Below are 25,454 nucleotides of genomic sequence, written 5' to 3'. Positions count from 1 at the left end.
GCCCCGCGAGGTATCGGGCGATACCCTGGCAGGTATCCGGCGATGCCCGGCGAGGTATCGCCAGATACCTCGCCAGGCATCCGCCGGTACGCCGCCAAGCATCCGCCGCACACCCTCACCGTACTCCTGGCCATCCGTGCGGTGGAGCCGCCGTCTCGTCAGTACTCGACGTCCTGCTTGAAGATGAGCTCCGAGGACGGCGACCCGGGATTGGCCGTCTTCTCGAGGCTGATGACGAGCTCGAACCGGGTGAGCGGCACGCTCACGTCCTTGAGCTTGCCGGTGCGGGCATCGGGGTCGAAGGTGAGCGCGCCGATCCGCTGCCAGGGCGAGTCGCTGTCCGGGCGCGCCCAGACGACGTAGGCGGTGCCGCTCGAGTCGAGGCGATCGGGCGGCGGGAGGTCCTTCGCGTTGATGTCGAGGCGGGTCATGGCCGCGTCGAAGTTGACGTCGGCGATGATCACGGCGTCCGCGCCCGGCGCCTTCCCCATGCCCTGCGGCGTGTAGCGCAGCGGGCCGCCGCAGCCCGCCATCAGCGCGCACGCAAACGCCACGACAGCGAGCCGCAGCACCCTGGAAACATGTCCTCTCATCTCGGTAGCTCCTCCTTCGTCTCTCTGCTGCGGGCGAGGACGCCTCGCGAGCCGCCAGCACCGGCTGGCGGCCGAAACAGCCGCGGCATCATAGCCGCTTTCGGCCATGCCGACGGCGCTCGACGCAGCAGGAGGCGGCCTGGCCCGCCGGACGTGCTCGACGCGCCGGAAACCCGCCGCGTCGCGCGCCCGGCCGGCGAGGCGCCGTCCGCGAGCGCAGCGCACGCCCCCGGCGTCGGGGAACGGCGCGGATCGGACGGATCGCGTGGCGGAGCGCCGCCCATCGACTAAAGTCTCGAAATCGAGATGGATTTGGCACACACACGGCTCGGAGCTCGGGGCGATCGCTGGTCGACCGGGCGGGGAGTCCTCGATGTTCGAACGCCGGCGTCCGACGTCGTGACGAGGCGCCTCGAGGGGTACGCGTCGCTCGATCTCATCGAGCCGGCGATCAGGCACCTGGAGACCCTCGTCGAGGCGGGCGTGCACCCGGTCTTGTTCGACGATTTCGAGCTCGGCACCGGCTATGACAGCGACGTCCGGGCCAGGCTCACGGCGTGGCACCTGCGGAACCCCGGCAAGCTGAAGGAGGTCCATATCCTCGTGCGGCCGGGGCTCGTCGCCATGGGCGTCACGGTCGCCAACCTCGCCACGGGCGGCCGCTTCAACGTGTACACCGACCGCTCCGCGTTCGAGTGGGCGCTCGCGGGCGTGCTGACGTCGAGGATCACGTCGGGGCCCGCCTCGTCGGTTCGCGCGCCGTCCCTGCGCTGACGAGCGCCCCCGGCCGCGCGGGTAGGCGGCTCGCGCGCCCTCGACCCGAGCTCAGGGGTGCTGCACGGCCCCGTTCGCCGGAGCACCCCTGGCGCCGAGCGTGATCTCGCTCATCCGCTCCGGGTGCTTCCCTTCGATGCCCTCGTAGTGATGGCGGATCGCCGCCATGTCGGCCTCGATGTCGCCCGTCGGGTGGAACACGTGGAGGATCCCGCACCGCTTGCGGGGGAAATCGAGGTATCCGAGGAGGATCGGGACGCCGGCGCCGAGCGCGACGTAGTAGAAGCCCGTCTTCCAGCGCTTCGTGCGCGAGCGCGTGCCCTCGGGCGCGATGATCAGGATGAGCTCGTCGCGCTCCTTCAGCACGTCGACCACGGCCGCGACGAGGTTGTTCCGGTCGCGGCGGTCGACGGGGACGCCGCCGAGCCACTTGAAGAAGAAGCCGAACGGCGGCTCGAAGAGCGTGTGCTTGCCGAGCCAGGAGAACTCGAGGTCGAGCACGTAGCTGACCGCGAGCGTGAACGGGAAATCCCAGTTCGAGGTGTGGGGCGCCGCGATGATCACCGCCTTCGACGGGAGCTCCGTCATGCCCTCCACGCGCCAGCCGAACACGGACAACCAGGTGCGGCCGACGAACCGGCGAACGGCGCGGCGCGCGGCGGAGAAACGTGGAGCAGGTGCGTTCGACATGGAGGACCTCGACGGTAAGCAGCGGGAGGTTCGTCGCTGCCCGGGTGGAAGTCACGTCACCTTTCCGTCATCCCGCGCTCGATCAACCAACGCCGCGCGATCAACGCCGCGCGATCAACGCCGCGCGATCAACGCCGCGCGATCAACGCCGCGCGATCAACGCCGCGCGATCAACGCCGTTCGATTCCGTGCGGCTTGCCCTCGCCGTAGCCCGCCAGCGTCTGCACCCCGATGACGGCCTTGTCGTGGAGCTCGTCGAGGTTCGCCGCGCCGGCGTAGGTGCACGCCGACTGCACGCCGGTGATCATCTCGATCAGGATGGCGCCGACGCTCTCGCGCCCCTCGTGGATGTAGATGCGGGACGTCGAGATGCCCTCGCGGAAGAAGGCCTTCTTGGCGCGCTCGAACGCGTCGAGGTCGGCGGTGCGCTCGCTGACCGCGCGGGCGCTCGCCATGCCGTAGTTCTCCTTGTAGAGCAGCCCGTCTCGGTCCTCCATGACGTCGCCCGGGCTCTCGTACGTGCCGGCAAGCGTCGTCCCGACCATGACGCGCGAGGCGCCGGCGGCGAGGTAGAGCGCGACGTCGCGCGGGTGACGGACGCCGCCGTCGGCCCAGACGCGCTTGCCGTGGCGGCGCGCCTCGCGGGCGCACGCGAGCACCGAGGAGAACGTCGGGCGGCCGGCGCCGGTCTGCATGCGCGTCGTGCACATCGCGCCGGGGCCGACGTTCACCTTCACGATGCCGGCGCCAGCCTCGATGAGCGCCCGCGTGCCCTCCGCCGTGCAGACGTTGCCGGCCACGAGCGGGACGGCGTCGCCGACGGCGCCCCGCACGGCGCGGATCGCCTCGATCATCCGGCGCTGGTGGCCGTGCGCGGTGTCGAGCACGATCGCAGAGACGCCGATCTCGAGCAGGCGCGCGGCGCTCTGGGCCGCCTGCGCGGAGATCCCGATCGCCGCCGCGACCATGAGCTCGCCGCCGCCGTCGAGCGTCGGCTTGAGCAGCTCGAGCCGCACGGCGTCGTCGCGCGTCAGCACGCCGTGGAGCCGCCCGTCCCCGTCGAGCACGGGGACCGCCTTCACGCGGGCGTCCTCCATCAGCAGGAAGGCCGTCCGGTTCGGCGTGCCGGCCGGGATGGTGATGAGGCGCGACGACATGAGCGCGGACGCGGGCGTGTACTGGTCCCGGTCGCGCAGGTCGGCGTGGGTGACGATGCCGATCGGCCGCCGCTCGTCGTCGACCACGACCACCATGTCGTGCGATCGCTTGCGGATGATGCCGTGCACGTCGCGGAGCGTCGCCCGCGGGGAGACCGAGAGGGGCGTGTCGTAGCGCGGGTCGGCGCGCTTGATGTGGCCGACGATGCGCTCGACCGTGTCGAGATCCATGTCCTGCGGGAGCACGCCGAGGCCGCCGAAGCGGGCCATCGTCTCCGCCATCCGCTTGCCGGTGACCGCGTTCATGTTCGCCGAGACGATCGGGTGCGAGCCGCCAGGGAAGTCCGCCGGGCGCAGGTCGGTCTCGAGGCGGGAGCCGCCGGCGAAGTACCCGGGGGTCAGGAACACGTCTTCGAGGGCGAGCTCCAGGCTCTCGTCATGCTCGGGGTGGAGAAAGCGCATGCACAGCTCCGAGGAAGGGGGATGGCGCCGCGAAGGCGCCGCGGCGCGCGCCAGTCTAGTGCCTGACGGCAGGGCGGGGGTCGGCGCTGGTTGCGCGGGCGGCCCCCTCCCCGCCGGGCCACCGGGTTCAAGCAGGCTGGCGGGCGCGCCGGGCGGCCGCGTCGGTGATGACGCGGTCCAGGATCTCGGCCACGCTGGCCGCGGCCGCCTCGGACGACAGCTCCGCGGGCGGAGTCGCCGGGACAGGCAGCGCGCCGGTCTCCCGGAAGCGCGCGAGGTGGCGCGCGAGCGCGGCGGCGATGCCGTCGATGTCGTCCGGCGCGACGCGCGCGTTGTCGCCCCGGTACGAGAGGAGCTCGTCGACCTCCCGGTTCGCCGTCACGCTGACGACGGGCATCCCCGACGCGATGTAGTCGTAGGTCTTGGCCGAGATGCGCAGCACGACATGGGGGCTGAACATCGCGAACAGCACGTGCGCTCGCCTGAGCTCGCCGAGCACGCCGCGGTGCGGGACCAGGGGGAGCGCCTCGACGTACGGCGTGAGCCCCATGCGCTCGAAGCAGCCGCGGTCGTGATCGGACATCCGGCCGATCTGCCGGAACACGACGTCGCCGGGCGCGAGCCGCTCGCGGTCGATGAACCGCCGCAGCGCGGCGCCTATCTGGTCGGCGGAGACCTCCTCGCGGATCGTGCCCAGGTGGAGCACGACGAAGCGGCGGGGCGGCTCCGGCTCGGGCGCCTGTGAGTACAGCGCGAGATCGAAGTGGTTGCGTACGAACGAGGACTTCGACGAGAGCTCGGGGAAGCGCGCGCGGTAGGCCTCGAGCGCGGCCCGGGTGTTCAAGATCACGTGGTCGGCGCCCTCGAGCCAGCGGCGCTCCAGGCGCGGCACGATGGCGCGCCGGGCCCGCTCGGCCAGGCCGGACGGCGGCCCGTTCCCCGTCTCGTGAAGCGAGTACGGATCGCGCATGTCGAGGACGAGCGGCACGCCGAGCGCCCGCTTCACGTGGAGGCCGACCGGGCAGGCCGAGTACGGCCCGGCGCTCACCACGACGGCCTGCGCGCCGGTGCGGCGGGCCAGGGCGACGGCCGCGCGCGCCCCGCGCGGCGCGTGCGCGATCCAGCGGTCGGTGAGCGCCTGGAACGGGCGGAGCCCGACGAGCGGCCCCGCGCGCCCCGCAGGGAGCGGCGCCCGTGCGCGGAGGGCGCGCAGCGCGGCGCCCGCGGCGAGGACGACCGGATCGAGGTACTCGTCGAAGACCTCGACCTCGGGCGGCAGCGCGGCGAGCAGCCCGTCGTCGCGCTGATCCTCGGGGAAGGTCCCCGACAGGACGGCGACGCGGAAGCCGTGGCGCGGCAGGTGCCGCGCGAGCTTCACCCAGCGGAAGGCGCCGACGCTCGTCTGGGGCGCGAAGGCGGGGGAGATCAGCAGGAAGGGGCGCACGTTCGGTTCTCTCGCGGGCAAGCTGGCGTCCACGACATCACCCCTCGCCGCGCACCCCGCGCTCGAGCAGGTCCGCGTAGAGCGCGAACAGCGCTTCGAAGTGCTCGTCGCTCGTGGGCAGCCGCTCCCCCGCGGCCCGCGCCGCCGCGACGCGCTCCTCCCGCGGGCGCGCGAGCACCCGCTCGATCGCGGCGGCCACCTCGCCAGGCGAGGCGCGCGGCGCGTACACCTCGGCGGCGCCGGGCTGCACGAAATCCATCGCGGCGCCGGCGGCCGGGACGACGAGCGGCAGGCCCGAGCACAGCGCCTCGCCCAGCACGAAGCCGAACGTCTCGGCGGCGCCCCCGTGGACGAAGACGTCGGCGCTGGCGTGCAGCGCGGCGTAGGTGGCGCGGTCCTTGGCGAAGCCGAGGAAGGTCACCTGCGGAAGGGCGGCCGCGCGCCGCTCGAGCCGCGCCCGCTCGGGCCCATCGCCCAGCACCGCGAGGGCGACGGGGCGCCGCGCGGCGAGCTCGCGCGCGGCGTCGATCACGAGCGCCACCCGCTTCTCGACGGCGAGCCGGCACGCGACGAGGAGCAGCGCGGCCGACGGCTCGTCCGCGAACCGGCCGAGCAGGCTGCGGCGCAGCGCCGCGTCCGCGCGGGCGGGGTCGAAGTCGCCGCGCTTCACGCCGAAGGTGACGCGGTGGACGCGCTCGCAGCCGTGGCTGCGGAGCTGCTCCGCGATGAACGTCCCGGGGGCGATCGTCGCGTCGAACCGCCGCGACAGCGCGCGCGGCCAGGCGAACAGCGCGCCCTCGAGCGCCCGTGCGACCGCGCGCGGGCGCACCCGGTCGAGCAGCGGCGCCGCGTAGGTGCTGATCTGATCCGAGTGGTACACGAACGCGCGGAGCGGGACCTCGCGGGCGCTCGCCGCGACGAGCGCGGCCGTGTACGGCGCGCTCGCCTGCACCACGTCCGGCGCCTCGCGGCGGATGATCGCCCGCGCCGCGCCGAGCCGGAGGAGCGCGTGGTAGGTCGGGTCGTACGGCATCGGCGGGCCGGCCACCCGCACGATGCGGCCCCGCTCGAGCGGGACGACCTCGTCGCGCGGCCCGGGCGCCACGACGACGATCTCGTGGCCGCGCCGGCTCCCCTGGCGCACGAGCTCCTCCAGGTACGACCGCACGCCGCCCCCGCGGGACGAGAAGAACTCCGCGACGTCGAGGATCTTCACGAGTGGTTGCTCCCGCGCAGGAGGAGGCCGCCCTTCCACGAGCGCCGCATCCGCGCCGAGCGGTTCATGACGTGGAGCAGCGCCGGGAGGAACAGGAGCGCGCACGCGACGCACGCCACCTCGCCGCTGACCGCGACCCAGCCGAACGAGTTCAGCGCCTGGTTGTCGGCGAAGATGAGCGATCCGTAGCCGAGCACGGTCGTGTAGCTGCAGAGGGCCACGGGGCCGGCCGAGCGCTTGAGCGCGAGCGACACGTCGCCGCCGAGCAGCCGCGCGCGATCGAAGACGTTGAAGGGGTACTCGCAGCCGATGCCGAACGTGATCGGGAGCGCGATGAAGTTCAGGAAGTTGATCTTGACGTCGAGCGCCGCCATGGCGGTGGCCGTCGCGAGCACGCCGAGCACGAGGGACAGGAGGACCGCGAGCGCGCCCGCCATGCTGCCCGTCGCGAGGACCACGACGATCGTGACCGCGAGGAGCGAGGCCGCCGTCGCCAGCGGGCCGTCGCGCTCCATCGACCGGATCATCTCGGCGAAGACCGTCGGCCTGCTCGCCGTGACGACGTGGGTCCCGTCAGGGAGGACCACGTTGCCGGTCGTGTCGGCCATCCGCAGGAGGTTCCTGCCGTTCGAGAACGAGACGTTGTTCTTGTACTTCACGTAGAACACCGTCCCCACGACGCCGTTGTTCTCCTCGAACCTGCGGCGGATGAGGTCGGGCAGGTCCTTCGGGCCGATGACGCGGAGCGCCTCCGGCGGCTTCATGCTGAGGACGCGCTCCCGCTCCTCGGGGCCCAGGGCCTTCAGCACCCGCGGGGTCAGCCGGTCCCGGATGCGCTCCAGGACCTCGATCTTCCGCTGCTGCTCCTCGGCCGTGCCGGGGAGGGCGTCGGCGATCGTCGCGACGTCGGCCACGAGCTGGCCCTGCGGATCCTTCGCGTCGTTCGCCAGGATCTGCGCCTTGATGGCCGGCACCTGCTCGGGGGTGTCCGCGAGCATCATCGCGCCGGCGACGTTCATCTTCCCGCCGAAGACCTCGGACGCCTTGAGCGACCAGCTCCCCGCGCCCTTCTCCCGCGAGCTCTTCGAGCCGAGGCGCGCGAAGTTGTACTCCCAGGGATCCCGGATGTACGCGGGGAGCTTCCACGCCGCGAGCGCGACGATGACCGGCGCGACCGCGAGGAACGCGAGCGGCCACCGCGACGTCACGCGCGCGAGCGCCCGCGAGCCGGGCCCCGCGATGCCCTCGTCCGAGACGCGCGGCGCCGGATCGCGCATCCAGCGCGGGAGCCTCGCCTGGATGCGCTCGATCGCGACGAGCGTCGCGGGCACGAGCGGCACGATGGACGCCCACACCATGAACATCCCGACGAAGCCGATCGTGCCGAACTGGCTGAACCCGCGGAAGTGCGTGATCGTGAGCGATCCGTAGGCGATCGCCGCCACGCTCGCCCCGACGAGCTCGGCGCGGAACGCGTTGATGACCGCCTCGCGCCGCGCCTCGTCCGCGGGCATGCCGCGCGCGCGGAAGTCGCGGTACCTCGACAGGAGCACGATCGGGTAGTTGACCCCGTTGCCGACGATGATCGCCCCGAGGAAGGCGCCGACCGTGTTGACGTAGCCGTAGGTCAGGGTCGCGAACGCGTACCCCGCGCTGGCGCCGAAGGCCGTGGGGAGCAGGATCACCAGGAGCGACCAGGGCGAGCGGTAGTAGATCATCACGCCGCCGACGATCAGCACGAGCGCGATGACCGTGGCCCACACCGCCTCGCTCACGAGCGACTTCTGCTCGGCGATGGCGTTCGGGATGTCGCCCGCGTACCCGACCTGCATGGCCGGGTGGAACGCCGCAGGGTCGAGGCGCGAGACGAGCGCGGTCACCTGGTCGAGGAGCTCCGCCGCGCGGCGATCGCCCATCCCGGCGCTGCGTGAGACGATGCGGAGCGCGACCATGCGCCCGTCGGGCGTGGCGAAGTAGCCGCTCGGGAACTCGTCGATCTTCTTCAGGCGCCGCTGGAGCTCCTGCCAGGTCTCGTCGAGCGACAGCCCCTTCTGGGCCGGCGCCGGCGCCGGCGTCGCCGCCGCGCCCGCGTCACCTCCGGGCGCCCCGGGAGCCTCCAGATCCTCGATAAGGCCGCTCCGCAGCGCGAGCTCCAGCTCGATCGCCTCGTCCGCCGCCTCGAGCTCGCGGACGCTCGCGTAGAGCCACTTGTTCGCGTCGAAGAAGCTGCGGACCTCCTTCGTGCCGGACTCCAGGTAGCGGATGAGCGCCGGCGGCCCGCACGCCGCTCGGCAGGCGTCGTCGCCGCACGCCGCGGCGCAGGCCGCGCGCTTCCGGAGCGGCTCGTTCAGCTGCTCCGCGAGCGCGTCGATGAACCGCTCGTTCGCGCCCCGATCCGGCGACTCGGCGATGACGATGAGCTGCGCTCCGCCGTCCACGCGCTGGGCCTGACGCTCGTAGGCCTGGAACGCCGGGCTGTCGCGCGGCAAGAGCTCCCGGAGCTCCGTGCGCAGCTCGAGCCGCGACGCGTACCCCCATAGCCCTGCCATGGAGAGGAGCGCGAGCGCGATGACGAGCCAGGGACGGCGCCCGCTGAAATCAGCGAGCGCACCGATCATCCTGAGGAGCATTCGAAGGACACCTCGAAACCGGGAACACCTCGAAGCGGCCGCGTGCGGGCCGGCTTCGGGCCGGTCTTACCATGCGCCCTAGGCGCAGAACGACGGCTGGATACCCTTGGGCCGCGGCGCCGCCGCGGGGCGCAGGTGGCCGAACGCGAAGAGGCCGCCGGTGAAGCCCATCCAGGTGCGGAAGTGCCGGAAAGTCTCCAGCCACTGGAGCGCCTTCGGCCCGTCGACGAGCGGGCGCAGGTTGGATTGCCTCGCGTGCTCGCGCGCGTGCGCGAACGCGTTCGCGAGCATGCGCTGCACGACGAGGGGCGAGGACCGCTCGCGCGCCCGCTGCGCGGCCGCGCTGCCGAGCCGCGCGGCGGCGAGCGGGTCGCGCGTGAGCGCGAGCACGGCCTTGCCGAACGCGGCGTTCGCGCTCTCCTCGGCGATCGACCCGCGGCCCGGGTCGATCAGCAGGCCGTTGTGGCCGCTCTGGATCTGCGAGCTCACGCCCATGCCGTCGGCGAACGCGACCGTCGGGGAGCCGCACCAGAGCGCCTCGCTGAGTACGTTTCCGAACGTCTCGCTCAGCGAGGCGTGCAGGAAGAGGTTCGCGTGCCGGTAGTAGTCCGAGATCTGGCTGTACGGCACCTCGCCCGTGAAGATGACCCGGCGCGCGACGCCCAGCTCGCGCGCGAGCGCCGCGTACGCCGCGCTGTCCGGCCCGTCTCCGACGAGCGTGAGCGTCGCCTGCGGCTCGTGCGGGACGATGTGCTCGGCGAAGATGCGGATCAGCCGGTGCTGCGACTTCTCCCGGGTGTGGCGGCCCGCGCAGACGAGGCGGGGGCCGCGCGGGTCGAGCCCGCGCTCCTCGAGCAGCTGCACGTAGGGGTCGGGGCCGAGCGGGCGCTCGAACACGTCCTCGGGGACCATCCGCGGGATGACGTGGATGGGCACCGTCACGCCCCGTTCGCGCCAGTAATCGCGCAGGCCCTCGCTCAGCACGACGAGGCCGTCTCCCTGGTTGTACAGGTCCACGAAGAGCCGCTCCATCGGCGCGCGGAGCGTCTTGTGGAGCACCGTGTGGACCGCGCCGATCCGGGAGACCCGCTCCGGCAGGAGCACGTCGTACGCGGCCGCGAGGTGCGTCGTGTTCACGCAGAGCAGCGGGACGCCGCGCATCTTGCGCAGCCAGATGCCGAACTCGACGAGCAGGGTCGTGGTCTGCGCAAAGCAGATGTCAAAATCCCACCGCATCGGATCGAGCACCGAGGATCCCACGGGGATCGGCAGGTGCACCCCCGGGTAGGTGCGCAGCGGCAGGCTGGGCAAGGCGACGGTGCCGGGAGGGATCTCGTCGGCCGAGGCATCCGGATCCCGAGGTCCGATCAGTGTTGCCTGGTGACCACAGGTGTTGAGCGCGCGATACAGGGCCCGCGTCTGGAAGACGGCGCCATTCGCGTAAGGAATGCGCGTGAAATCGCTGAGGATGGCGACCTTGAGCGGCCGCCCGTTGGCGCCGGAGAGGGCAGCGAAGGGATTCTCTGGAATGGCCGCTTGCGCCCTGACGGAGGAGAGCCCTCCCCGCGCGGGTCCCGTCGACGGCGTGTGGCGCGCCGGCGCGATCGCCTCGTGCGGCGCGCGATCGCTGCGGTGGTCGCTGAGCGGCAGAATTGCATCCATCGTCATCTTCGTTGCTCCTGGAGAAGCGGCGCGAACCGTGGTCGATGACCGACCGAGGCGCGCAGCGTGACGGGCGGTAGGGCGTCGGTGTCGCGCCCGCGACAGCCGTGTCGCGCTGCGGCCGCGAGCGCTGCCTGCTGCTCGGCACAGCAGCCATTCCTCGTCGGCCGATCGGCCTGTCGGCAGTGGGCGTAATTAGCAAAGCTCATGCCGCTTGTGTCGACTTCGGCCACGGTGCGAGGTGCGAACGTCGCGATGCACCTCGTCACGAGGCGCCCGCGCACGCCTCCTCCAGCAGGGTGAGCATGGCGGAAGGCGCGCTCGGCAGCGCGCGCTCCAGGTCGATGCGAGCGAAGTCGGCGGCGCGGCAGCGATCGAAGAAGCGCGCCACGACGACCGGCGAGAGCGCCGCGAGCGAGCTCGCGACCGCGACGCCGGCCCGCTCGGCGAGGAGCGCGTTGAGCGTCTGCTCGTTGTGGCGGTCGTCGTAGAGCGCGAGCACGGGCTTGCCGGCGAGCACGCACTCGGCGAGGACGTTGCTGCCGGCGGTGGTCACGACCGCCGACGCGCCCTCGAGGTGACCGAGGAACGCGCCCGGATCGAAGGGGCGCGCCTCGACGCCGGGCACGTCGAGGCCCGGGTCGCCGAACGCGATGACGCGCCGGCCGTCGCGCGCGACGAGATCGAGCACGCGGCGCGCGTCGCACTCGCTGAAGTAACAGACGATGGCCCCGGGCTCGCCGGCGCGCGCGGGGGCGAGCCGGCGCTCGGGCCGCGCGACGAGGGTGCCCGGCGTCTCCGGCTCGATCGGCAGGAAGTGGACGGCGACCGCGCGGCGCGCCCGGCTGGAGGCCCAGGTCGTGCGCCGGCACGCGAGCACCCGCAGCCTCGGCAGCCCCTCGGGCAGGCGGCAGCGCGAGAAGACGAGATCGTGGCCGAGCGCGACGGCGGGGATCCCGAGCGCGCGCGCGGCGAGCAGCGACGGGACGTCGCCGTCGCTCACGATGGCGTCGGGCCGGAAGCCCGCCTGCTCGACGATCTCCTTCGCCAGGCGGCGCGGGAGCTCGATCACGCCCGCGAGCCCGCGGCGGATCGGCCGCACGAGGCGGTGCTCCGGGAGCGCGCCGAGCAGGTCCGCCGCCTGGCCGCCGCCGTAGATCCGGAGCTCGTGGCCGCGCTCGCGGAGGGCTCCCAGGATCGGGAGCGCGCGGCTCGCGTGCCCGCGCCCGCGCCCGTGGACGTAGTAGCCGATCTTCGCCACGGGCCGTCAGCGCACCGGCGCGCCGCAGCCGCCGCGCGCGCGAGAGAGGGCCCGTCCCAGGATCACGCGCGGGCCCATGGCCGCCCGCGCGGGGGCCGCGCCGGCGAGCTCGCCATTGCGGACCGCGATGATCACGAGCGCACGTCTCTGCTTCATCCCATTTCCCCGCGGATCGCCGCCGAGATCGCCGCCATGGCGGGGGTCTCGGCGCGAGCGCGGAGCGCCTCTACAACGGACGCCTCGCCGGCGGAACCCCGGAGGCGCGCTCGCCGCGCCGCGCCCGGGCGGCGCTCGCGTGGCGCGTACGACGTGGGCGACGCCTGCGACGTGTGTGACGCGTGCGATGCGCGCCACACGTACGTTGCGTGCGACACGTGCGATGCGTCATTTCTCGCTCCTCCAGACGGGCGACGTGCGCTTTGACTCCGCGCCAGCGCAGGGCTCCAATGACGCCCGCGACACGGCCCGCGCCGCACCATGACCGCCTCGAGCAGCCTTCATTCGACGGGATCCCAGGGACCTCGAAGCATCAGCTCGGCGGACGAGCGCCGCGCGATGGCGCGGGGCCTCCCCACGGCGCTCGTGACCTGGCCCACGTTCGCGGCGCTCGACGTGTTCGTGGTGCTCGCGGTGTTTCCGAGCGCCTCGGTCACCCGGCTGCTGCTCTACCGGCTGCTCGGCGAGGTCATCCTGCTCTGGCTGTACCTCCTCGCCCGGCGCGAGCAGACCTCGGCCGAGCTCCTCGATGCGGCGCACGTCTTCGCGGTCTGGAGCACGGGGGGGCTCATCTCCGTGATGGCGCTGGAGTTCGGGGATCTGACCTGGAACTACATGCACGGGCTGTCGATCGTGATGCTCGTCGACGCGACGATCCTGCCAACGCACTTCTCGCGATCGCTCCGGATGACGATCCCGGTGGCGCTCAGCTTCCCCATCATCATGGGCGCGGGGGCGTCCCTCGACCCGGCGCTCGCGGCGCAGTGGACGTCGCCGCGGTCGCTCGTGATCTTCGCCTGCAACTACATCTTCGTGCTCGCCACCGCGATCCTGGTGTCGGCGGCGAGCCACGGCCTCTGGTCGGCGCGCCAGCAGGTCTACGAGGCCCGCAAGCTCGGCCGCTACCGGCTCGTGGCGCCGGTCGGCCGGGGCGGGCAGAACGAGGTGTGGCTCGCCTGGGACGAGTCGCTGCGCCGCGACGTGGCGCTGAAGCTGCTCCGCAGCGAGAGCAAGTCCGAGGGCGACGTGCGCAGCTTCGAGCGCGAGGCGCGCGCGACGAGCCGGCTCACGTCGCCGCACACGATCCGGATCTTCGATTTCGGCGCGAGCAGCGACGGCATCTTCTACATCGCGATGGAGCACCTGGCCGGCGCCGACCTGGCCACCCTGGTGCGCGATCACGGCCCGATGCCGCCCTCCCGGGTCGTCCACTTCGCGCGGCAGGCCTGCCTCTCGCTGGCGGAGGCGCACGACGCGGGCGTCATCCACCGCGACATCAAGCCCCACAACCTCTACATCACGCGCGTGGGCGACGAGCAGGACGTGCTCAAGGTGCTCGACTTCGGGATCGCGAAGCAGGTGAGCCTGGAGGGAGACGCGAGCATGACGGACGTCGGCGTGATCAAGGGAACGCCGACGTACATGTCCCCGGAGATGATCTCGGCCGGCGCCGTGGACGCCCGGAGCGACATCTACTCGCTCGGGGTCACGCTCTATTACCTGCTGACGGGCGTGGCCCCCTTCGACGGCCGGAGCTTCGGCAAGCTCGTCTACTCGCACCTGACGATGCCGCCGATCCCGCCGTCGCTGCGCGCGCCCTGGCCGCTGTCGTCGGAGCTGGAAGAGGTGGTGATGCGGTGCCTCGCCAAGCGGCCGGGCGACCGTTACCAGAGCGCGCGCGAGCTGCTCGCCGCGCTCGACGCATGCGAGCCGGCGCCAGCGTGGACGCCGGACGACGCAAGGAGCTTCTGGACGGCGCGCGCCGCGATGCCGCGCGCCGAGCCGCCGCCCCCGGATCCCGGCCCCACCGTGCGCCTGCGGCCCGAAAAAGCCGTGCCCGTGGCCTGAGGCGGCCAGGGCGAGCGGGGGCCTTCAGGCCTGGCCCGCCCCGAGCTGCGCGCCGTCGGGGAACCGCCTCGAGGGGGGCGGCGCTCGTCGAACGGACGCAGGAGGCTGCGCGTCCGCCTGGAGCGCAGGGCCCTTGTCGACCATGGGCATACGCAGCGGCGCGGGCGCGGGCGCTGGCGAGCGCCGCTCGCTCTGCGCCAGGACGAGCGTGTCGTGGAGCGCGCGAGCGCTCTCGTCCCACCCCTTGCACCCTGCGAGCGCCGAGATCCGCTCGGGATCGTAGGGCGCGTGCGCCGCGCGCGCCATGGCGCCGGCCAGGGCGGGGAGATCGCCGGGCGCGACGAGCTCGCCGAGCTCGGGGCGGCTGATCACGTCGGGGATGCCCCCGACCCGCGTCGCGACGACGCGTCGGCCCGACGCGAGCGACTCGATCACGACGTTGGGCGTGCCCTCGTGGTGGCTCGGCAGGACGAGCGCATCACAGGCGGCGACCCAGCGCGCCACCTCGTGGTGCGGCAGGCGTCCGGTCATCAGGACGCGCTCGCCGAGCCGCGCCGCCGCCGACCTGCAGGCCTGCTCGTCCGCGCCGCTCCCGACCAGCGCGAGGTCGACGTCGGGGTGCGCGGCGGCGACGCGCTCGAACGCGGCGATCGCGTCGAGCGCGCCCTTGTCGCGGAGCAGGTGGCCGACGTAGAGCAGCAGCCGGCGCTCCGCAGGGCGGCCCAGGGCGGCGCGGGCCTCGCGCCGGTCGCGCGGGTAGAACATGCCGCGATCGACGCCGTTCATGACGACATCGATGCGGTCGCGCGGGACGCCGAGCGCGTGCACCCCCTCGGCCAGCTGCTTGCTCACGGCGACGACGCGGGTCGCGCGCTGGAGACCCCACTCGAGCGAGGGCCTGACCGCCGGTTGCTGCGAGAGCACGTCGACGTCCGAGCCATGCACCTTGACGACCGCCGGGACGCCGAGCAGCTCCGCGAGGCACACAGCGGCGAATCCATCCGGATAAGCGAACGAGCCGACGATGACGTCCGGCGCCGGACGGCGGCGCGCCAGCTCGAAGAGCATGGACGCCGCATAGAGCGGCCCATTGAGATAGGGCGCCACCTTGGGCACATAGAGGAATCGCGGGTGGCGCACCGGCAATCCATCGATCACGTCCTCGCGAGGCGCGTCGCTCGACATGGACCATCGGGAGAACCTGGATGCCCCCGGAAACCAGGGGATCGTCGCGAAGACGTCGATGTCGCAATACCTCGAGAGCGCGGCGAACTGCCGCCGGTTGAACGGCGCCTGTCCCGGGTTCGTCGCGTTCGGGAAGATCTTGGTGATAAGCAGGATGCGCATACCTCTGCTCCTTCGGACTCTCCCGCTCGGCTCGACGAAAACCCTGCGTTCAGGGGAGCATCTCGCCGCGCGGTCGAGCGGTGTCGAGCAGAGAACATGCCACTCCGAGAAAGCTGGAAACGAGGCAACGAATGGGAGGAGCGTGCCCAGACGACCGATGAACGAACATCCATGCCGCCCCAGCGAGGCAAATTGCCACGCGCCGCAGATGGCCTTGGCAGATGAGGTGGGCAAACAGCGCGCAGCGATAGCGAGCGAGCGCGACAATTGCAATGAGAACGGTATTTATAAAGAGAGCTTCGCGACGAACGCGTCGCCCTGGCCTGCGCTCGCGAGCGCCCCTTGACCGAAGTTGATGGCGCCGTAGAAGCGGCCGGCGATCAGCACGCTCGCGCCTGAGCCCGCCGCCACGTCGAGGCCGACCTGCGTCTGGACGTCGCCGAACAGCTTGCTGAAGACGTGATCGCCGGAGGCGCCGAGCTTGACCAGGTAGACATCGGTCTTTCCTCGGCTCGTCAGCGGCCCTCCGCCGAAGTCCGCCGAGCCGAACAGCGGACCCGCGAGCAGGAGATTGCCGGCGGTGTCCACCGCGACGCTCGCGCGCGCCCCGGTCTCGAAATCGGTGAGCAGCTGGTCCTCGGCGTCGCCGAAGCGCCGGCTCACGAGGTGCGCTCCGGCGCCGGAGAGCCTGGCGACGAACAGATCCCGCCCGCCGGCGCTCACCAGCGGATCGCCGCCGAGGTCGATGGTCGACGCGAACGTGCCCGTGAGCGCCACGTCGCCCGTCGCCGGGTGGACCGCGACGTCGTGGGCCTCGTCCGCCTCGGCGCCGCCGAACCGGGCGCTCCAGACGTGGTCGCCGGAAGGACGGAGCTTGGCGAGGAAGATGTCGGAGAGGCCGGCGCTCTCGAGCGGCCCGCCGCCGAGATCGATGGATCCCTCGAAATACCCCGCGACGAGCAGGTTGCCGTCGGCGTCGACCGCGATCCCGTGGGCATAGTCGTCGCCTTCGCCGCCGGCGCGCGCGGCGAGGAGCGTCCGGCCGTCGTCCGAGGCGAGGCGCAGCACGAAGGCGTCGCGCATGCCCGCGCTCGTGAGCTCGCCGGCGCCGAAGTCGACGGCGCCGTGGTAGCCGCCCGCCACGAGGACGTTGCCCGCCGCGTCGACGGCGATGCGGTCGCAGCGATCCGCGCCGGATCCGCCGAAGATCCTGCTCCAGATGTGCTCGCCGCCGCCGCCCAGCTTGACGACGAAGACATCGTCGCTCCCGTGCGACGCGAGCTCGCCGCCGCCGAGATCGACGCGGCCGAAGGCGCGGCCCGCCACGAGGACGCTGCCCGCCGCGTCGACCGCGAGCGCCATCGCGAACTGGTTGCCGTCGCCCGGGAACAGCTTGCTCCAGACGTGCGCGCCGAACCTGTCGAACTTCGCCACGAAGGCGTCCGTGCCGGTGGCCGTGAGCGGGCCGCCGCCGAGATCGACGGTCCCCTCCAGCTGGCCGACCACGATCACGTTGCCGTCCGCGTCGAACGCGACGGAGCGGGCGTACTGGCCGTTCGCGTCGCCGAAGCCGCGGCTCCACACGTCCTCGCAGGCGGGCGTCGCGCCGTCGCAGTCCTCGTCGTCGGGCGTGTCGCACGCGTCGAACGCGGGCAGGACCTCGCCCATGCACGGGCCCCACGACGTGCCCTCCGCGTTGCAGACGCGCGTGCCGGCCGCGCAGCGCCCGACGCCGTCCGTCCCCCCCGGGCCCGTGTAACACGCCTCCTGCGCGCCGGGCGTACACACGCAGCCGGGACAGCCGCAGTCGAGGCCGCTGCACGCGGCCGGCGCGAGCTCCGCGATCCAGGCGGCGACACACGCGATCTCCTCGGACGAGTACGGGGCCCCGCCGAGCGGCATGCGCGCGCCGCACGAGGGCGCGTCGGTGAGCCGCACGTAGAGCGCGCTCTCCTCCGGCCGATCGGGGTCGGCGAGCACGCTGGCGCAGTTCGTGGCCGGGCGGCCGGCGACACGATCGCCGACGCCGAGCGTGACGAGGTCGAGGCCGGCCGCGGGCTCGCCAGGCCCGTGGCAGCCCCCGCCGCCGCACCGCTCGGCGAACACCGCGGGCACGTCGGCGCACGCGGCCTGCGGGTCGCGATCCCGCCGGTCGAACCGCTCCTGGTCGTCGATCGTCCCAGGACACCCCGCGAGCAGCGGCAAGGCCGGCGCGACGAGCGCCGCCGCCGTCGCCGCCGTCGCCGCCGTGAAGCGCCCGCCGCGACGGGCAGACACGGCGCGCGCCGCGCGCGCTGAGCGCACCTCACTGCCCATGATAAGCCACCCCCAGGTGAACGCTGAAGAGCTGGTCGAGCGCCCCGCCAGCGATGTACGTGTCCTCTGGCTCGGAGTCGAAGTCGTAGAAGAACCGCGCGTACGACGCGCCGGCGCGCGCCTCGAGCCCCGGCGCGAACGGGGCGGCGACCGCGACGCGGAGATCGACGCCTCCGGCGCTCGGCGCGCGGAAATGAGAGGCGAGGGCTCCCATCGAGAGGGGCGCCTGAACCCCTCCCCCGGCCTCCAGCGCGACCGGGCCGACCGGCAATCGCCCGTCCACCCCCACGCGCAAGGCGACGTAAGACACCGACGCGGCGTCGCGCGACGGGTCGCCCGTCGACTCGATATCGAAGTCGGTCCAGCGGAGTCCGCCGCCCGCGAACAGGACCGGCCCGTCCTGCCCGGCGAGGCGGTAACGGCCCCGGAGGCCCGCGTGGAGCCGGCTCCACGAGGTCGATACGCTCGCTCCGCCGGCGCCCTCCGAGTCGAGGCCGAGCGCGCGAGCGTACGAGAGCTCGACGCCGAGGTCGCGGAGCACCGGGACAGCGCTTCGCGCGAACGGGTACAGCTCGCCCCGGAGGGACGGCATGGGCACGCCCAGCACCTCGTAGGTGCGGAGGTTGTCGGAGAGCAGATCGCTATAGGACAGCGTACGACCCGCGATCTCGAGATCGACACCCGCGCTGAAGAGCGCCGTCCCCGCGGCGGGGGGGCGGGCGCCTTCATCGCGCTCGGCGCGATCGGCGCCGGGATCGGCGAGCGCCGAGCCTGGCGCCAGGAGCGCCAGGAGCATCGACAGCGCCGAGAGCGCCGCGCCGAGCAGCGCGGCCGCAGAAGAGCGGCGCGCGCTGCGCCGCGGCGCCCGAGGAGAGAGAGGAGCGACAGGACAGGCGAGCGTTCGCCTTTGCATTGGGCGCGAGCATAGTCGCTCCGTACACCGCAGGTCGAGCCGCCTTCGAAGGCCGGAGTCCGCGGCAACGCCGTAAGACACGCGCGCACGGGATGATCACATCGGCCCCGTGCTCCCACTTGATTCGGCGGCTCCGAGCGCAGCTCCTATCCGGGAGCGACGGTTTGCCATACGCTCCTTGAAGATGGCGAGATGGCGCGCCACGCACACGGCCGCGCCCCGCACGCTGCACGGAGGGGAACGCGCCGTGCCCTGCTCGCGCTCGCCGACGAGGCACCATGGCTGAACCAAGAGCTCTCCGCTGGCCCATCGGCCTGCTCCTCCTCGCCTCCTGCTCAGGGCAGTTCGGCGATCTCCCCGCGAGCGACGACGGCGAGGCGACGGCGCCGCTCTGCGACTCCATCGAGCCAGGCGAGTCGCCGCTCCGCCGCATGACACGGGTGGAGTACGACAATACGATACTCGATCTCCTCGGCGACGACAGCCGCCCTGCGAGGGGCTTCGTGCCCGAGGAGGAGTCGCTCGGCTTCAACAACCAGGCGGCGGCGCTCGTCGTGAGCCCGCTGCTCGCGGAGCAGTACATGACCGCCGCCGAGGGCATCGCGGCGCGCGCGGCGGGCAAGCTGCTCGGCGAGGCGCCCTCGTGCCGCGGGGCCGCGGCGGGCGCCGCGTGCCGCGGCGAGATCGCGGCGCTCATCGCGTCGCTCGGCAAGCGGGCGTTCCGCCGGCCCCTCGCCGAGGACGAGGTCGCCGAGCTCGCGGCGCTCTTCGACCGCGGGCTCGGCCTCGGGGAGACGCCCGACGACGCGTCGACCGGCCTCTCGCTCGTCGTCCAGGCGATGCTCCAGTCGCCGCACTTCCTCTACCGCGTCGAGCTCGGCATGCCGGATCCGGTGGAGGGCGACGTCGTGCCGCTCACCTCGTACGAGCTCGCCTCGCGGCTCTCGTACCTGCTCTGGGGCACGATGCCCGACGACGCGCTCTTCGCGGCCGCCGAGGCGGGGGCGCTCGGCACCGCCGCGGAGATCGCGGCGCAGGCGCGGCGCATGCTGGACGATCCGCGGGCGCGCGAGGCCGTGAAGAACTTCCACCGCCAGTGGCTCGGGCTCTCGAAGATCGACGAGATCGCCGCGGGCGGGAGGGACCCGGAGCTCTACCCCGAGTACCGGGACGAGCTCCTGCCGCTGTTCCAGGCCGAGACCGAGGCGTTCCTGGATCACGCGATCTTCGAGGAGGACGCGAGCGTGAGCGCGCTGTTCACGGCGTCCTATTCGATGATGAACCGGGAGCTCGCCGAGCTCTACGGCGTCGAGGGAGGCCCGAAGGGCGAGGCGTTCGAGCGGGTGGAGCTCGATCCGTCGCAGCGCGCCGGCTTCCTGACGCACGCCGGGCTGCTCTCGCTCTACGCGAAGCCGAACCGGTCCTCGCCGGTGCACCGCGGCCGGTTCGTGCGCCAGAGCCTGCTCTGCCAGATCCCGCCGCCGCCGCCGGACGTGGTCCCGGAGCCGCCGATGGTCGACCGGACGAAGACGACGCGCGAGCAGTTCTCGCAGCACGTGTCCGACCCGGGCTGCAGGAGCTGCCACACGCTGCTCGACCCGATCGGGTTCGGCTTCGAGCACTACGACGCGCTCGGCCGCTGGCGGGACGCCGAGAACGGCATCCCTGTCGACGCCAGCGGCGAGCTCACGCAGACCGACATCGACGGGCCGTTCGACGGGGCGGTCGAGCTCGCGCACCGGCTCGCGGAGAGCGAGCAGGTGCGCGCGTGCGTCGTGAAGCAGTGGTTCCGCTTCGGCTACGGCCGCGCCGAGCAGCGCGAGGACGCCTGCAGCCTCTCGCAGGCGACGGAGGCGTTCGAGGCGTCCCGGTACAACGTCAGGGCGCTGCTCGTGGCGCTCACCCAGACCGACGCGTTCCGCTACCGGCGCGAGATCAACGTGGGCGACGTGGGAGACGACGCAGGGGGCGCCTCGGAGAGCGCCCCGGGAGGAGAGCCGTGATGAAGCCTTTCCGACTCAGCCGCCGCGCCGTGCTCAAAGGCCTCGGCGGCGCGGCGCTCGCGCTGCCGTTCCTCGAGGCGATGGGCTGCTCGAAGCGGCTCGCGCCGGCGTCGGAGCAGACGGGGCGGGCCGCGTTCGGGCTCGAGTTCCCGAAGCGGTTCATCGTGCTCTACACGCCGAACGGGACCGTCCCGCCGGACTTCTGGCCGTCGTCCTCGACGTTCCGGGACGGCGAGGAGCTGTCGCCCATCCTGGCGCCGCTCAAGGACCACAACAGGGATCTGCTGGTCCTCGGCAACGTGAGCGCGCTGTCGGCGCTGACGGGGCCGGGCGACGCGCACCAGAAGGGCACGGGGCAGTGCCTGACCGCGCGCGCGATGCAGGAGGGCGACTTCCCCGGCGACGCCGGGCTGTCGTGCGGCTGGGCCGACGGCATCTCGCTCGACCAGGAGATCGCGAACCACATCGGCACGAAGACCAAGTTCCTCTCGCTCGAGCTCGGCGTGCTCGTGTACGGGGCGACCGTGGGCGCGCGCCTCGCGTACCGCGGGCCGGCGCAGCCGCTGCCGCCCGAGAACAGCCCGTACGCCGCGTTCGACAGGCTCTTCTCCGACCTGTCGGTCGCGCCCGCCGACGCGACGCGGAAGACCGAGCAGCGCAGGGCGGTGCTCGGCAAGGTGGCCTCGGACTACGACCGGCTGCGCAAGCGGCTGGGCGCCGCGGATCGGCAGAAGCTCGACGGGCACCTCGCGTCGGTGGAGGACATCGCGTCGCGCCTCGATCGCAGCTCGGCGCCGACCTCGCCGGCGTGCGCCGCGCCGGCGCTGACGCCGGATCTCGACGTCGACAAGGTCGCCAGCATGCCGGAGCTCTGCCGGCTCCAGCTGGATCTCATCGCGATGTCCCTCGCCTGCGATCTGACGCGGGTCGCGAGCCTGCACTTCACGAACTCCGCGACGACCAAGGTGCTGAGCTTCCTCGGGCCGGACATCACCGAGGGCCACCACCCGATGGCGCACAACGGCTACGCCGATCAGGTGAACCGCGAGCGGCTCACCAGGATCAGCCGCTTCTACGCCGAGCAGCTCGCGTACCTGATCGCCAAGCTGAAGAGCATGCCGGAGGGCGACGGCACGGTCTTCGACAACACGGTGATCTTCTGGACCAACGAGCACGCGGACGGCAACCACCTGCGCAAGAACATCCCTTATGTCGTCGCCGGGAGCGCAGGAGGTTATTTCAAGACGGGCCGATACCTCGTCCAGCAGAAGGAGGTCGCGCACAACAACCTGCTCCTGTCGCTGCTCCACGCGATGGGCATCGAGGCCGACACGTTCGGCGACCCGGACTTCTGCACAGGACCGCTGACAGGGATGATCTGACGGCGGCCTGCCGGCCGCGCTCGCCGGCGCGAGGCGCAGGTTCGTGTGCGAGCGCCGCCGTGGACCGCGGCGGCCCCCTCAAAACCGGCCACCGAATCCGGTCGGGCGGCCCTCGCCGGCGTCTCCCTGGCCCGCCCCCACCTGCGCGGGATTGGGGTCGTGCAAGAGGAGGAGGCCGGCCGACAAGGCCGCCGCGACGACCGCCCCGGCGCCGGCGATCCATACCCACGACGGCGTCCCGCCGCGCTTCTCGGCCGGCACCAGGCCGACGCGGACGCTGCTCAGCGCCTCGTCCTGAATCCGTATCTGGGCCTGGTAGGGCACCTTTCCCGGCGCCGTCACCCTCACCACGTGACGGCCGCTCGGCACGATGCCCTCCCACTGCCCTTCGCCAAGGAACTCGCCGTCGAGCGCAAGGCGATCGCCGGGAGAGGCAACGATGGAGAGCCTGCCGCCGTTCATCGGCCGCGCCAGCCGGACGTCGAGCGCCAGCTGCGCGCCAGGGGCCACGCTCTCCACGCGGAGGTGCTCCTTGAACCCCGGCTTGAAGACACGGATTCGCCTCGTGCCGGCGTCGACGATCACCTTGCCCGGGAGCGGCGTCTTCCCGATCGGCTCGCCGTCGATCGTCACCTCCGCGTCCCGCTCGCTCGCGGCGATGTCCAGGTGACCGACGAGGGCGCTGGCGTCCCGCTCGACCTCGGCGATCGTCGCCCAGTCCTCCGGGAGCAGGACGCCGCGGTCCTCCTGCTTCAACCTCTCCACCAGCGCAAGGAGCTGGCTGTACCGGTGCATCTTGGAGGTGCAGGCGATCATGTTCCAGAGGAGGCGCGCGTCCTTCGAGCTCTCGTAGGCGCTCTGGAACTTGAGGAAGGCGCTGGCAAAGTCGCCGTTGCGAAAGAGCGCCTTGCCGGACTCGTAATCGGCCCTGGCCTCACCGCTCAGCCGCTCGCGGGCGGGCGCAGAAGGAGCCTCGCCCGGCGCGGGCGCGGCCGGCGCAGGAGCCGCTGGCGCGGGCGCGGCCGGCGCGGGAGCCGCCGCAGGGGCGGGCTGGGGTCGCTGCGCGGCCGCGCCGCCGGCCGTGGTCAACACCACGATGGCGACCGCTGGCGCGAGCCCCGCCGCCGGGCGGCGCGAACGCACCGGCGCCTCGCGTGCATCCGGATGGAATGCGGGGTGCAACGGGTCGGAGGCCGGTGGTTCCTGTCTCATCTGAGCGGTGGTTCCAAGGGATTCTTCCCTCCGGGCGCCGACGGCGCCTTCGGCGTCGCCGACGCGCTCGTGGCCGGGGGCGCGCGCCGGCCCTCGAGCGCCGCCCCGGAGGGCGCCGCGTCGTTGGCCGGCGCGACGACCGGGGAGACCGGCGGCTGCTGCGGCGGCAAGGCGTCACGGACCGCGGGCGGCGGCTCGGGCGCGATCAGCGGGTCCGCGCCGCGCGCCGCGGTGTCCTGCCGTGCGCGCCGCGGCGCCGTGTCGTCCCGCGAGGCCGCCGCGGCCTGCAGCGCCGCCGCCTCCGGCGCTCTGCCGGGCAACGCGACCGCGCCCCACAGGGCGAGCGCGAGCACGGCGATCACGACCGCCCCGAGCGCCGCCCCGAGGATCCTGCGCGACCCGGGCCGCGCGAACGTTCGCGTGAGCCCCTGCGTCGTGGGAAGGAGGCTCGCCATCGCGCCGGACGGGGCGCTCGGAGGGCCGCTGGCCGTCACGAGCCGCGGCGGCGGCACCGAACCGGTCGGCGGCGCGGTCGCCTGCGCCGCCGCCCCGAGGATCCGCGCGGCGCGCTCCGCCCGCTCCTGCCCGCCCGCCGCCGCGAAGGGCACCAGCGCGCGCGCCAGGTCGGCGACGGTCTGCGGCCGCCGGGCCGGATCCTTCTGGAGGCAATGGAGGATCGCGGCCTCGAGCCCCGGTGGGATGTCGCTCCTGAGCGCGGAAGGCGGGATCGGCTCGGCGCTCGCGACCTGCAGCACGAGCTCGGCGAGCGCCGGGGCATCGAACGGCGGCTGCCCTACCAGGAGGCGGTAGAGCAGCGCGCCGAGCGCCCACACGTCGGAGCGGGCGTCGACCGAGCGCGACGACCGCATCTGCTCCGGGGACATGTAATTGGGCGAGCCGAGCATCTCCCGCGTCTGCGTCAACGACACGCCGACGCCCTCGGTGCTGCCCGGCACCTCCTTCGAGATCCCGAAGTCGAGGACCTTGATCAGCGTCGCCCCGCCGGGCGTCGTCGAGAGGAAGAGGTTCGCCGGCTTTAGATCGCGGTGCACGATGCCCGCGGCGTGCGCCTCGGCCATCGCCAGGCAGGCCTGCAGGACGTAGTCGGCCGCGTCAACGACGCTGAGCGTGCCGCGGGCGCGGAGCACATCGGAGAGATCTTCGCCCTCCAGGTACTCCATCACGATGTACGGGATGCCCGAGCCGAGCTCGCCGACGTCGAACACCCGCACGACGTGCTCGCCCTTGAGGCGGACCACCGCGCGCGCCTCGCGAAGAAACCGCTGCACGAGCGCCGGGCTCTCCGTGCTGAGAAGGAGCTTGATCGCGACGCGCTGCGGGAGGAACAGGTGGCTCGCCGCGACAACGATGCCCATGCCGCCTCGGCCCACGACGCGATCGACCCGGTACTTGCCGGCGATGACGTCTCCTTCGACGACAGGTGGCTTCATGGGAGCTCCGTGCTTCACGCCCGGCCACGGGGCGCGCCGCCATCCGAGCCTGCTGTGGTCGACGGTAGCACAGGTGCCCCCCGACCGGTCCATCGACGGAGGCGTGCCCTCGTCTGCGATCGCCGGTCGGAGGGCGATACGATGCGACGATGAAGCGCTCACCTCGATGTATCTCAATGGCGGTAGGCTCGCTCGCGCTGCTCGTCCAGAGCGCGTGCGGCGGCGCGGTGATCATGGACGGCGGAGGAGACGGGGCCGGCGGCGCGGGCAGCACGACCGGCCAGGGCAGCACGAGCGGCCAGGGCAGCACGAGCGGCCAGGGCAGCCCGGATGGCCCGGATGGCCCGATCTCGACGACGAGCTCGGTCGCGCCGTCGCCGACGACCTCGGGCGGCGCGGGCCGCCAGGTGAGCGCGATCGTCTTCGGCGACTCGTCGAGCGTGACGTTCCGTATTGCCACCCTGGCCCTGTCCTGCAGCGATCCCGACGCAAACCCCACGTACTCGCCCTGCAGCGACTGGTGGGACCTGGAGCTCAGCATGCCCGAGTCGATGCTCGCCGTGGGCGAGGTGGACACGGCGAGCGGAGATCTCACGATCTTCGGGACGTCCTCTCGCGCGGACTGCAGCAGCACAGGGGCCGTCAGCGGCGGCGGCAACGCGGGATTCGGCAGGCTCACCATCACGGCGATCGACCCGAGATCGGTCGCCTTCGAGCTCTCCGACGTGGGCAGCGTGTTCGTCGACGAGGACCCGAACGGCCGCTACGTCGCGCCCCGGTGCGCCCCGCGGTAGCGCCGCGCTGCCCAACGACGGCTCGGCTGGCGAGACACCGATGGATCCCCCGAGGTCCCGCCGCCGGCCAGTCGCACCGGATC

19 protein-coding genes are annotated in these 25,454 nt (G+C 72.8%); 5 read left to right on the top strand and 14 right to left on the bottom strand.

The features are described from left to right. Nucleotides 1-158 precede the first annotated feature (158 nt). Complete coding sequence (locus WME95_RS05990) at nt 159-593, bottom strand: hypothetical protein (protein WP_437550047.1); 435 nt, start codon at nt 591-593, stop codon at nt 159-161. Between the two features lie 306 nt (nt 594-899). Here WME95_RS05990 and WME95_RS05985 point away from each other — a divergent pair, with 306 nt between their 5' ends. Then, entirely contained in the window at nt 900-1,367 is a 468-nt protein-coding gene (locus tag WME95_RS05985) for a hypothetical protein (protein ID WP_437907467.1), read from the top strand. A gap of 51 nt (nt 1,368-1,418) precedes the next feature. On the opposite strand, the gene WME95_RS05980 is transcribed toward WME95_RS05985, so the two are convergent. From WME95_RS05980 to WME95_RS05945, 8 genes are all read right to left on the bottom strand, one after another. Continuing rightward, nucleotides 1,419-2,057 (bottom strand): lysophospholipid acyltransferase family protein, encoded by a 639-nt coding sequence (locus WME95_RS05980; RefSeq protein WP_437550043.1) that lies wholly within the window; start codon nt 2,055-2,057, stop codon nt 1,419-1,421. A gap of 170 nt (nt 2,058-2,227) precedes the next feature. Beyond that, nucleotides 2,228-3,676: a GuaB1 family IMP dehydrogenase-related protein gene (locus WME95_RS05975; protein WP_437550042.1), complete on the bottom strand. Its 1,449-nt coding sequence runs from the start codon at nt 3,674-3,676 to the stop codon at nt 2,228-2,230. 127 nt (nt 3,677-3,803) lie between these two features. Continuing rightward, nucleotides 3,804-5,141, bottom strand: coding sequence for a glycosyltransferase (locus WME95_RS05970; protein ID WP_437907466.1), 1,338 nt, complete (start codon nt 5,139-5,141; stop codon nt 3,804-3,806). Between the two features lie 16 nt (nt 5,142-5,157). Further along, nucleotides 5,158-6,336 carry a glycosyltransferase gene (locus tag WME95_RS05965; RefSeq protein ID WP_437907465.1) on the bottom strand — a complete coding sequence of 393 codons (1,179 nt, stop codon included), beginning with the start codon at nt 6,334-6,336 and terminating at the stop codon, nt 5,158-5,160. After that, nucleotides 6,333-8,954 (bottom strand): MMPL family transporter, encoded by a 2,622-nt coding sequence (locus WME95_RS05960; RefSeq protein ID WP_437907464.1) that lies wholly within the window; start codon nt 8,952-8,954, stop codon nt 6,333-6,335. The genes WME95_RS05965 and WME95_RS05960 overlap by 4 nt, the downstream gene beginning before the upstream one ends. A 90-nt stretch (nt 8,955-9,044) precedes the next feature. Continuing rightward, nucleotides 9,045-10,628 carry a glycosyltransferase family 4 protein gene (locus WME95_RS05955; RefSeq protein WP_437907463.1) on the bottom strand — a complete coding sequence of 528 codons (1,584 nt, stop codon included), beginning with the start codon at nt 10,626-10,628 and terminating at the stop codon, nt 9,045-9,047. A 265-nt stretch (nt 10,629-10,893) separates the two neighbouring features. Then, nucleotides 10,894-11,889: a glycosyltransferase family protein gene (locus WME95_RS05950; RefSeq protein WP_437907462.1), complete on the bottom strand. Its 996-nt coding sequence runs from the start codon at nt 11,887-11,889 to the stop codon at nt 10,894-10,896. Nucleotides 11,890-11,895: 6 nt separating this feature from the next. After that, on the bottom strand, nt 11,896-12,045 hold the full coding sequence (locus tag WME95_RS05945) for a hypothetical protein (protein ID WP_437907461.1): 150 nt from the start codon (nt 12,043-12,045) through the stop codon (nt 11,896-11,898). Between the two features lie 399 nt (nt 12,046-12,444). On the opposite strand from WME95_RS05945, the gene WME95_RS05940 reads away from it, so the two are divergent. Beyond that, nucleotides 12,445-13,953 carry a serine/threonine-protein kinase gene (locus tag WME95_RS05940; RefSeq protein WP_437744516.1) on the top strand — a complete coding sequence of 503 codons (1,509 nt, stop codon included), beginning with the start codon at nt 12,445-12,447 and terminating at the stop codon, nt 13,951-13,953. Nucleotides 13,954-13,977: 24 nt separating this feature from the next. Here WME95_RS05940 and WME95_RS05935 read toward each other — a convergent pair whose 3' ends face one another. The 3 genes from WME95_RS05935 to WME95_RS05925 all read right to left on the bottom strand — a co-directional run bounded on the left by WME95_RS05935 (nt 13,978) and on the right by WME95_RS05925 (nt 18,529). Next, complete coding sequence (locus tag WME95_RS05935; protein WP_437907460.1) at nt 13,978-15,300, bottom strand: glycosyltransferase family 4 protein; 1,323 nt, start codon at nt 15,298-15,300, stop codon at nt 13,978-13,980. A 285-nt stretch (nt 15,301-15,585) separates the two neighbouring features. Then, a complete protein-coding gene (locus WME95_RS05930; RefSeq protein ID WP_437907459.1) occupies nt 15,586-17,577 on the bottom strand; it encodes an SBBP repeat-containing protein in 1,992 nt (663 codons plus the stop codon). A gap of 28 nt (nt 17,578-17,605) precedes the next feature. Further along, nucleotides 17,606-18,529 (bottom strand): hypothetical protein, encoded by a 924-nt coding sequence (locus WME95_RS05925; RefSeq protein ID WP_437907458.1) that lies wholly within the window; start codon nt 18,527-18,529, stop codon nt 17,606-17,608. A 278-nt stretch (nt 18,530-18,807) separates the two neighbouring features. On the opposite strand from WME95_RS05925, the gene WME95_RS05920 reads away from it, so the two are divergent. After that, complete coding sequence (locus tag WME95_RS05920) at nt 18,808-20,532, top strand: DUF1592 domain-containing protein (protein ID WP_437907457.1); 1,725 nt, start codon at nt 18,808-18,810, stop codon at nt 20,530-20,532. Further along, complete coding sequence (locus WME95_RS05915) at nt 20,532-21,914, top strand: DUF1552 domain-containing protein (protein WP_437907456.1); 1,383 nt, start codon at nt 20,532-20,534, stop codon at nt 21,912-21,914. Before WME95_RS05920 ends, WME95_RS05915 begins: the two co-directional genes overlap by 1 nt. A gap of 78 nt (nt 21,915-21,992) precedes the next feature. On the opposite strand, the gene WME95_RS05910 is transcribed toward WME95_RS05915, so the two are convergent. Next, nucleotides 21,993-23,057, bottom strand: a complete 1,065-nt coding sequence (locus tag WME95_RS05910; protein ID WP_437907455.1) for a PEGA domain-containing protein — start codon at nt 23,055-23,057, stop codon at nt 21,993-21,995. Nucleotides 23,058-23,122: 65 nt separating this feature from the next. After that, a complete protein-coding gene (locus tag WME95_RS05905; RefSeq protein ID WP_437907454.1) occupies nt 23,123-24,577 on the bottom strand; it encodes a protein kinase domain-containing protein in 1,455 nt (484 codons plus the stop codon). 176 nt (nt 24,578-24,753) lie between these two features. Between WME95_RS05905 and WME95_RS05900 the strand changes: the two genes are divergently transcribed. Next, the gene (locus WME95_RS05900) at nt 24,754-25,371 is read left to right on the top strand and encodes a hypothetical protein (RefSeq protein ID WP_437907453.1); all 618 of its coding nucleotides are present in this window, start codon (nt 24,754-24,756) and stop codon (nt 25,369-25,371) included. Nucleotides 25,372-25,454: the final 83 nt, after the last annotated feature.

The organism is Sorangium sp. So ce327, from assembly GCF_051530205.1.
GTDB lineage: Bacteria > Myxococcota_A > Polyangia > Polyangiales > Polyangiaceae > Sorangium > Sorangium cellulosum_B.
The sequence above is the reverse complement of the archived record's forward strand: the minus strand, read 5'-3'. Positions and strand labels throughout refer to the sequence as shown.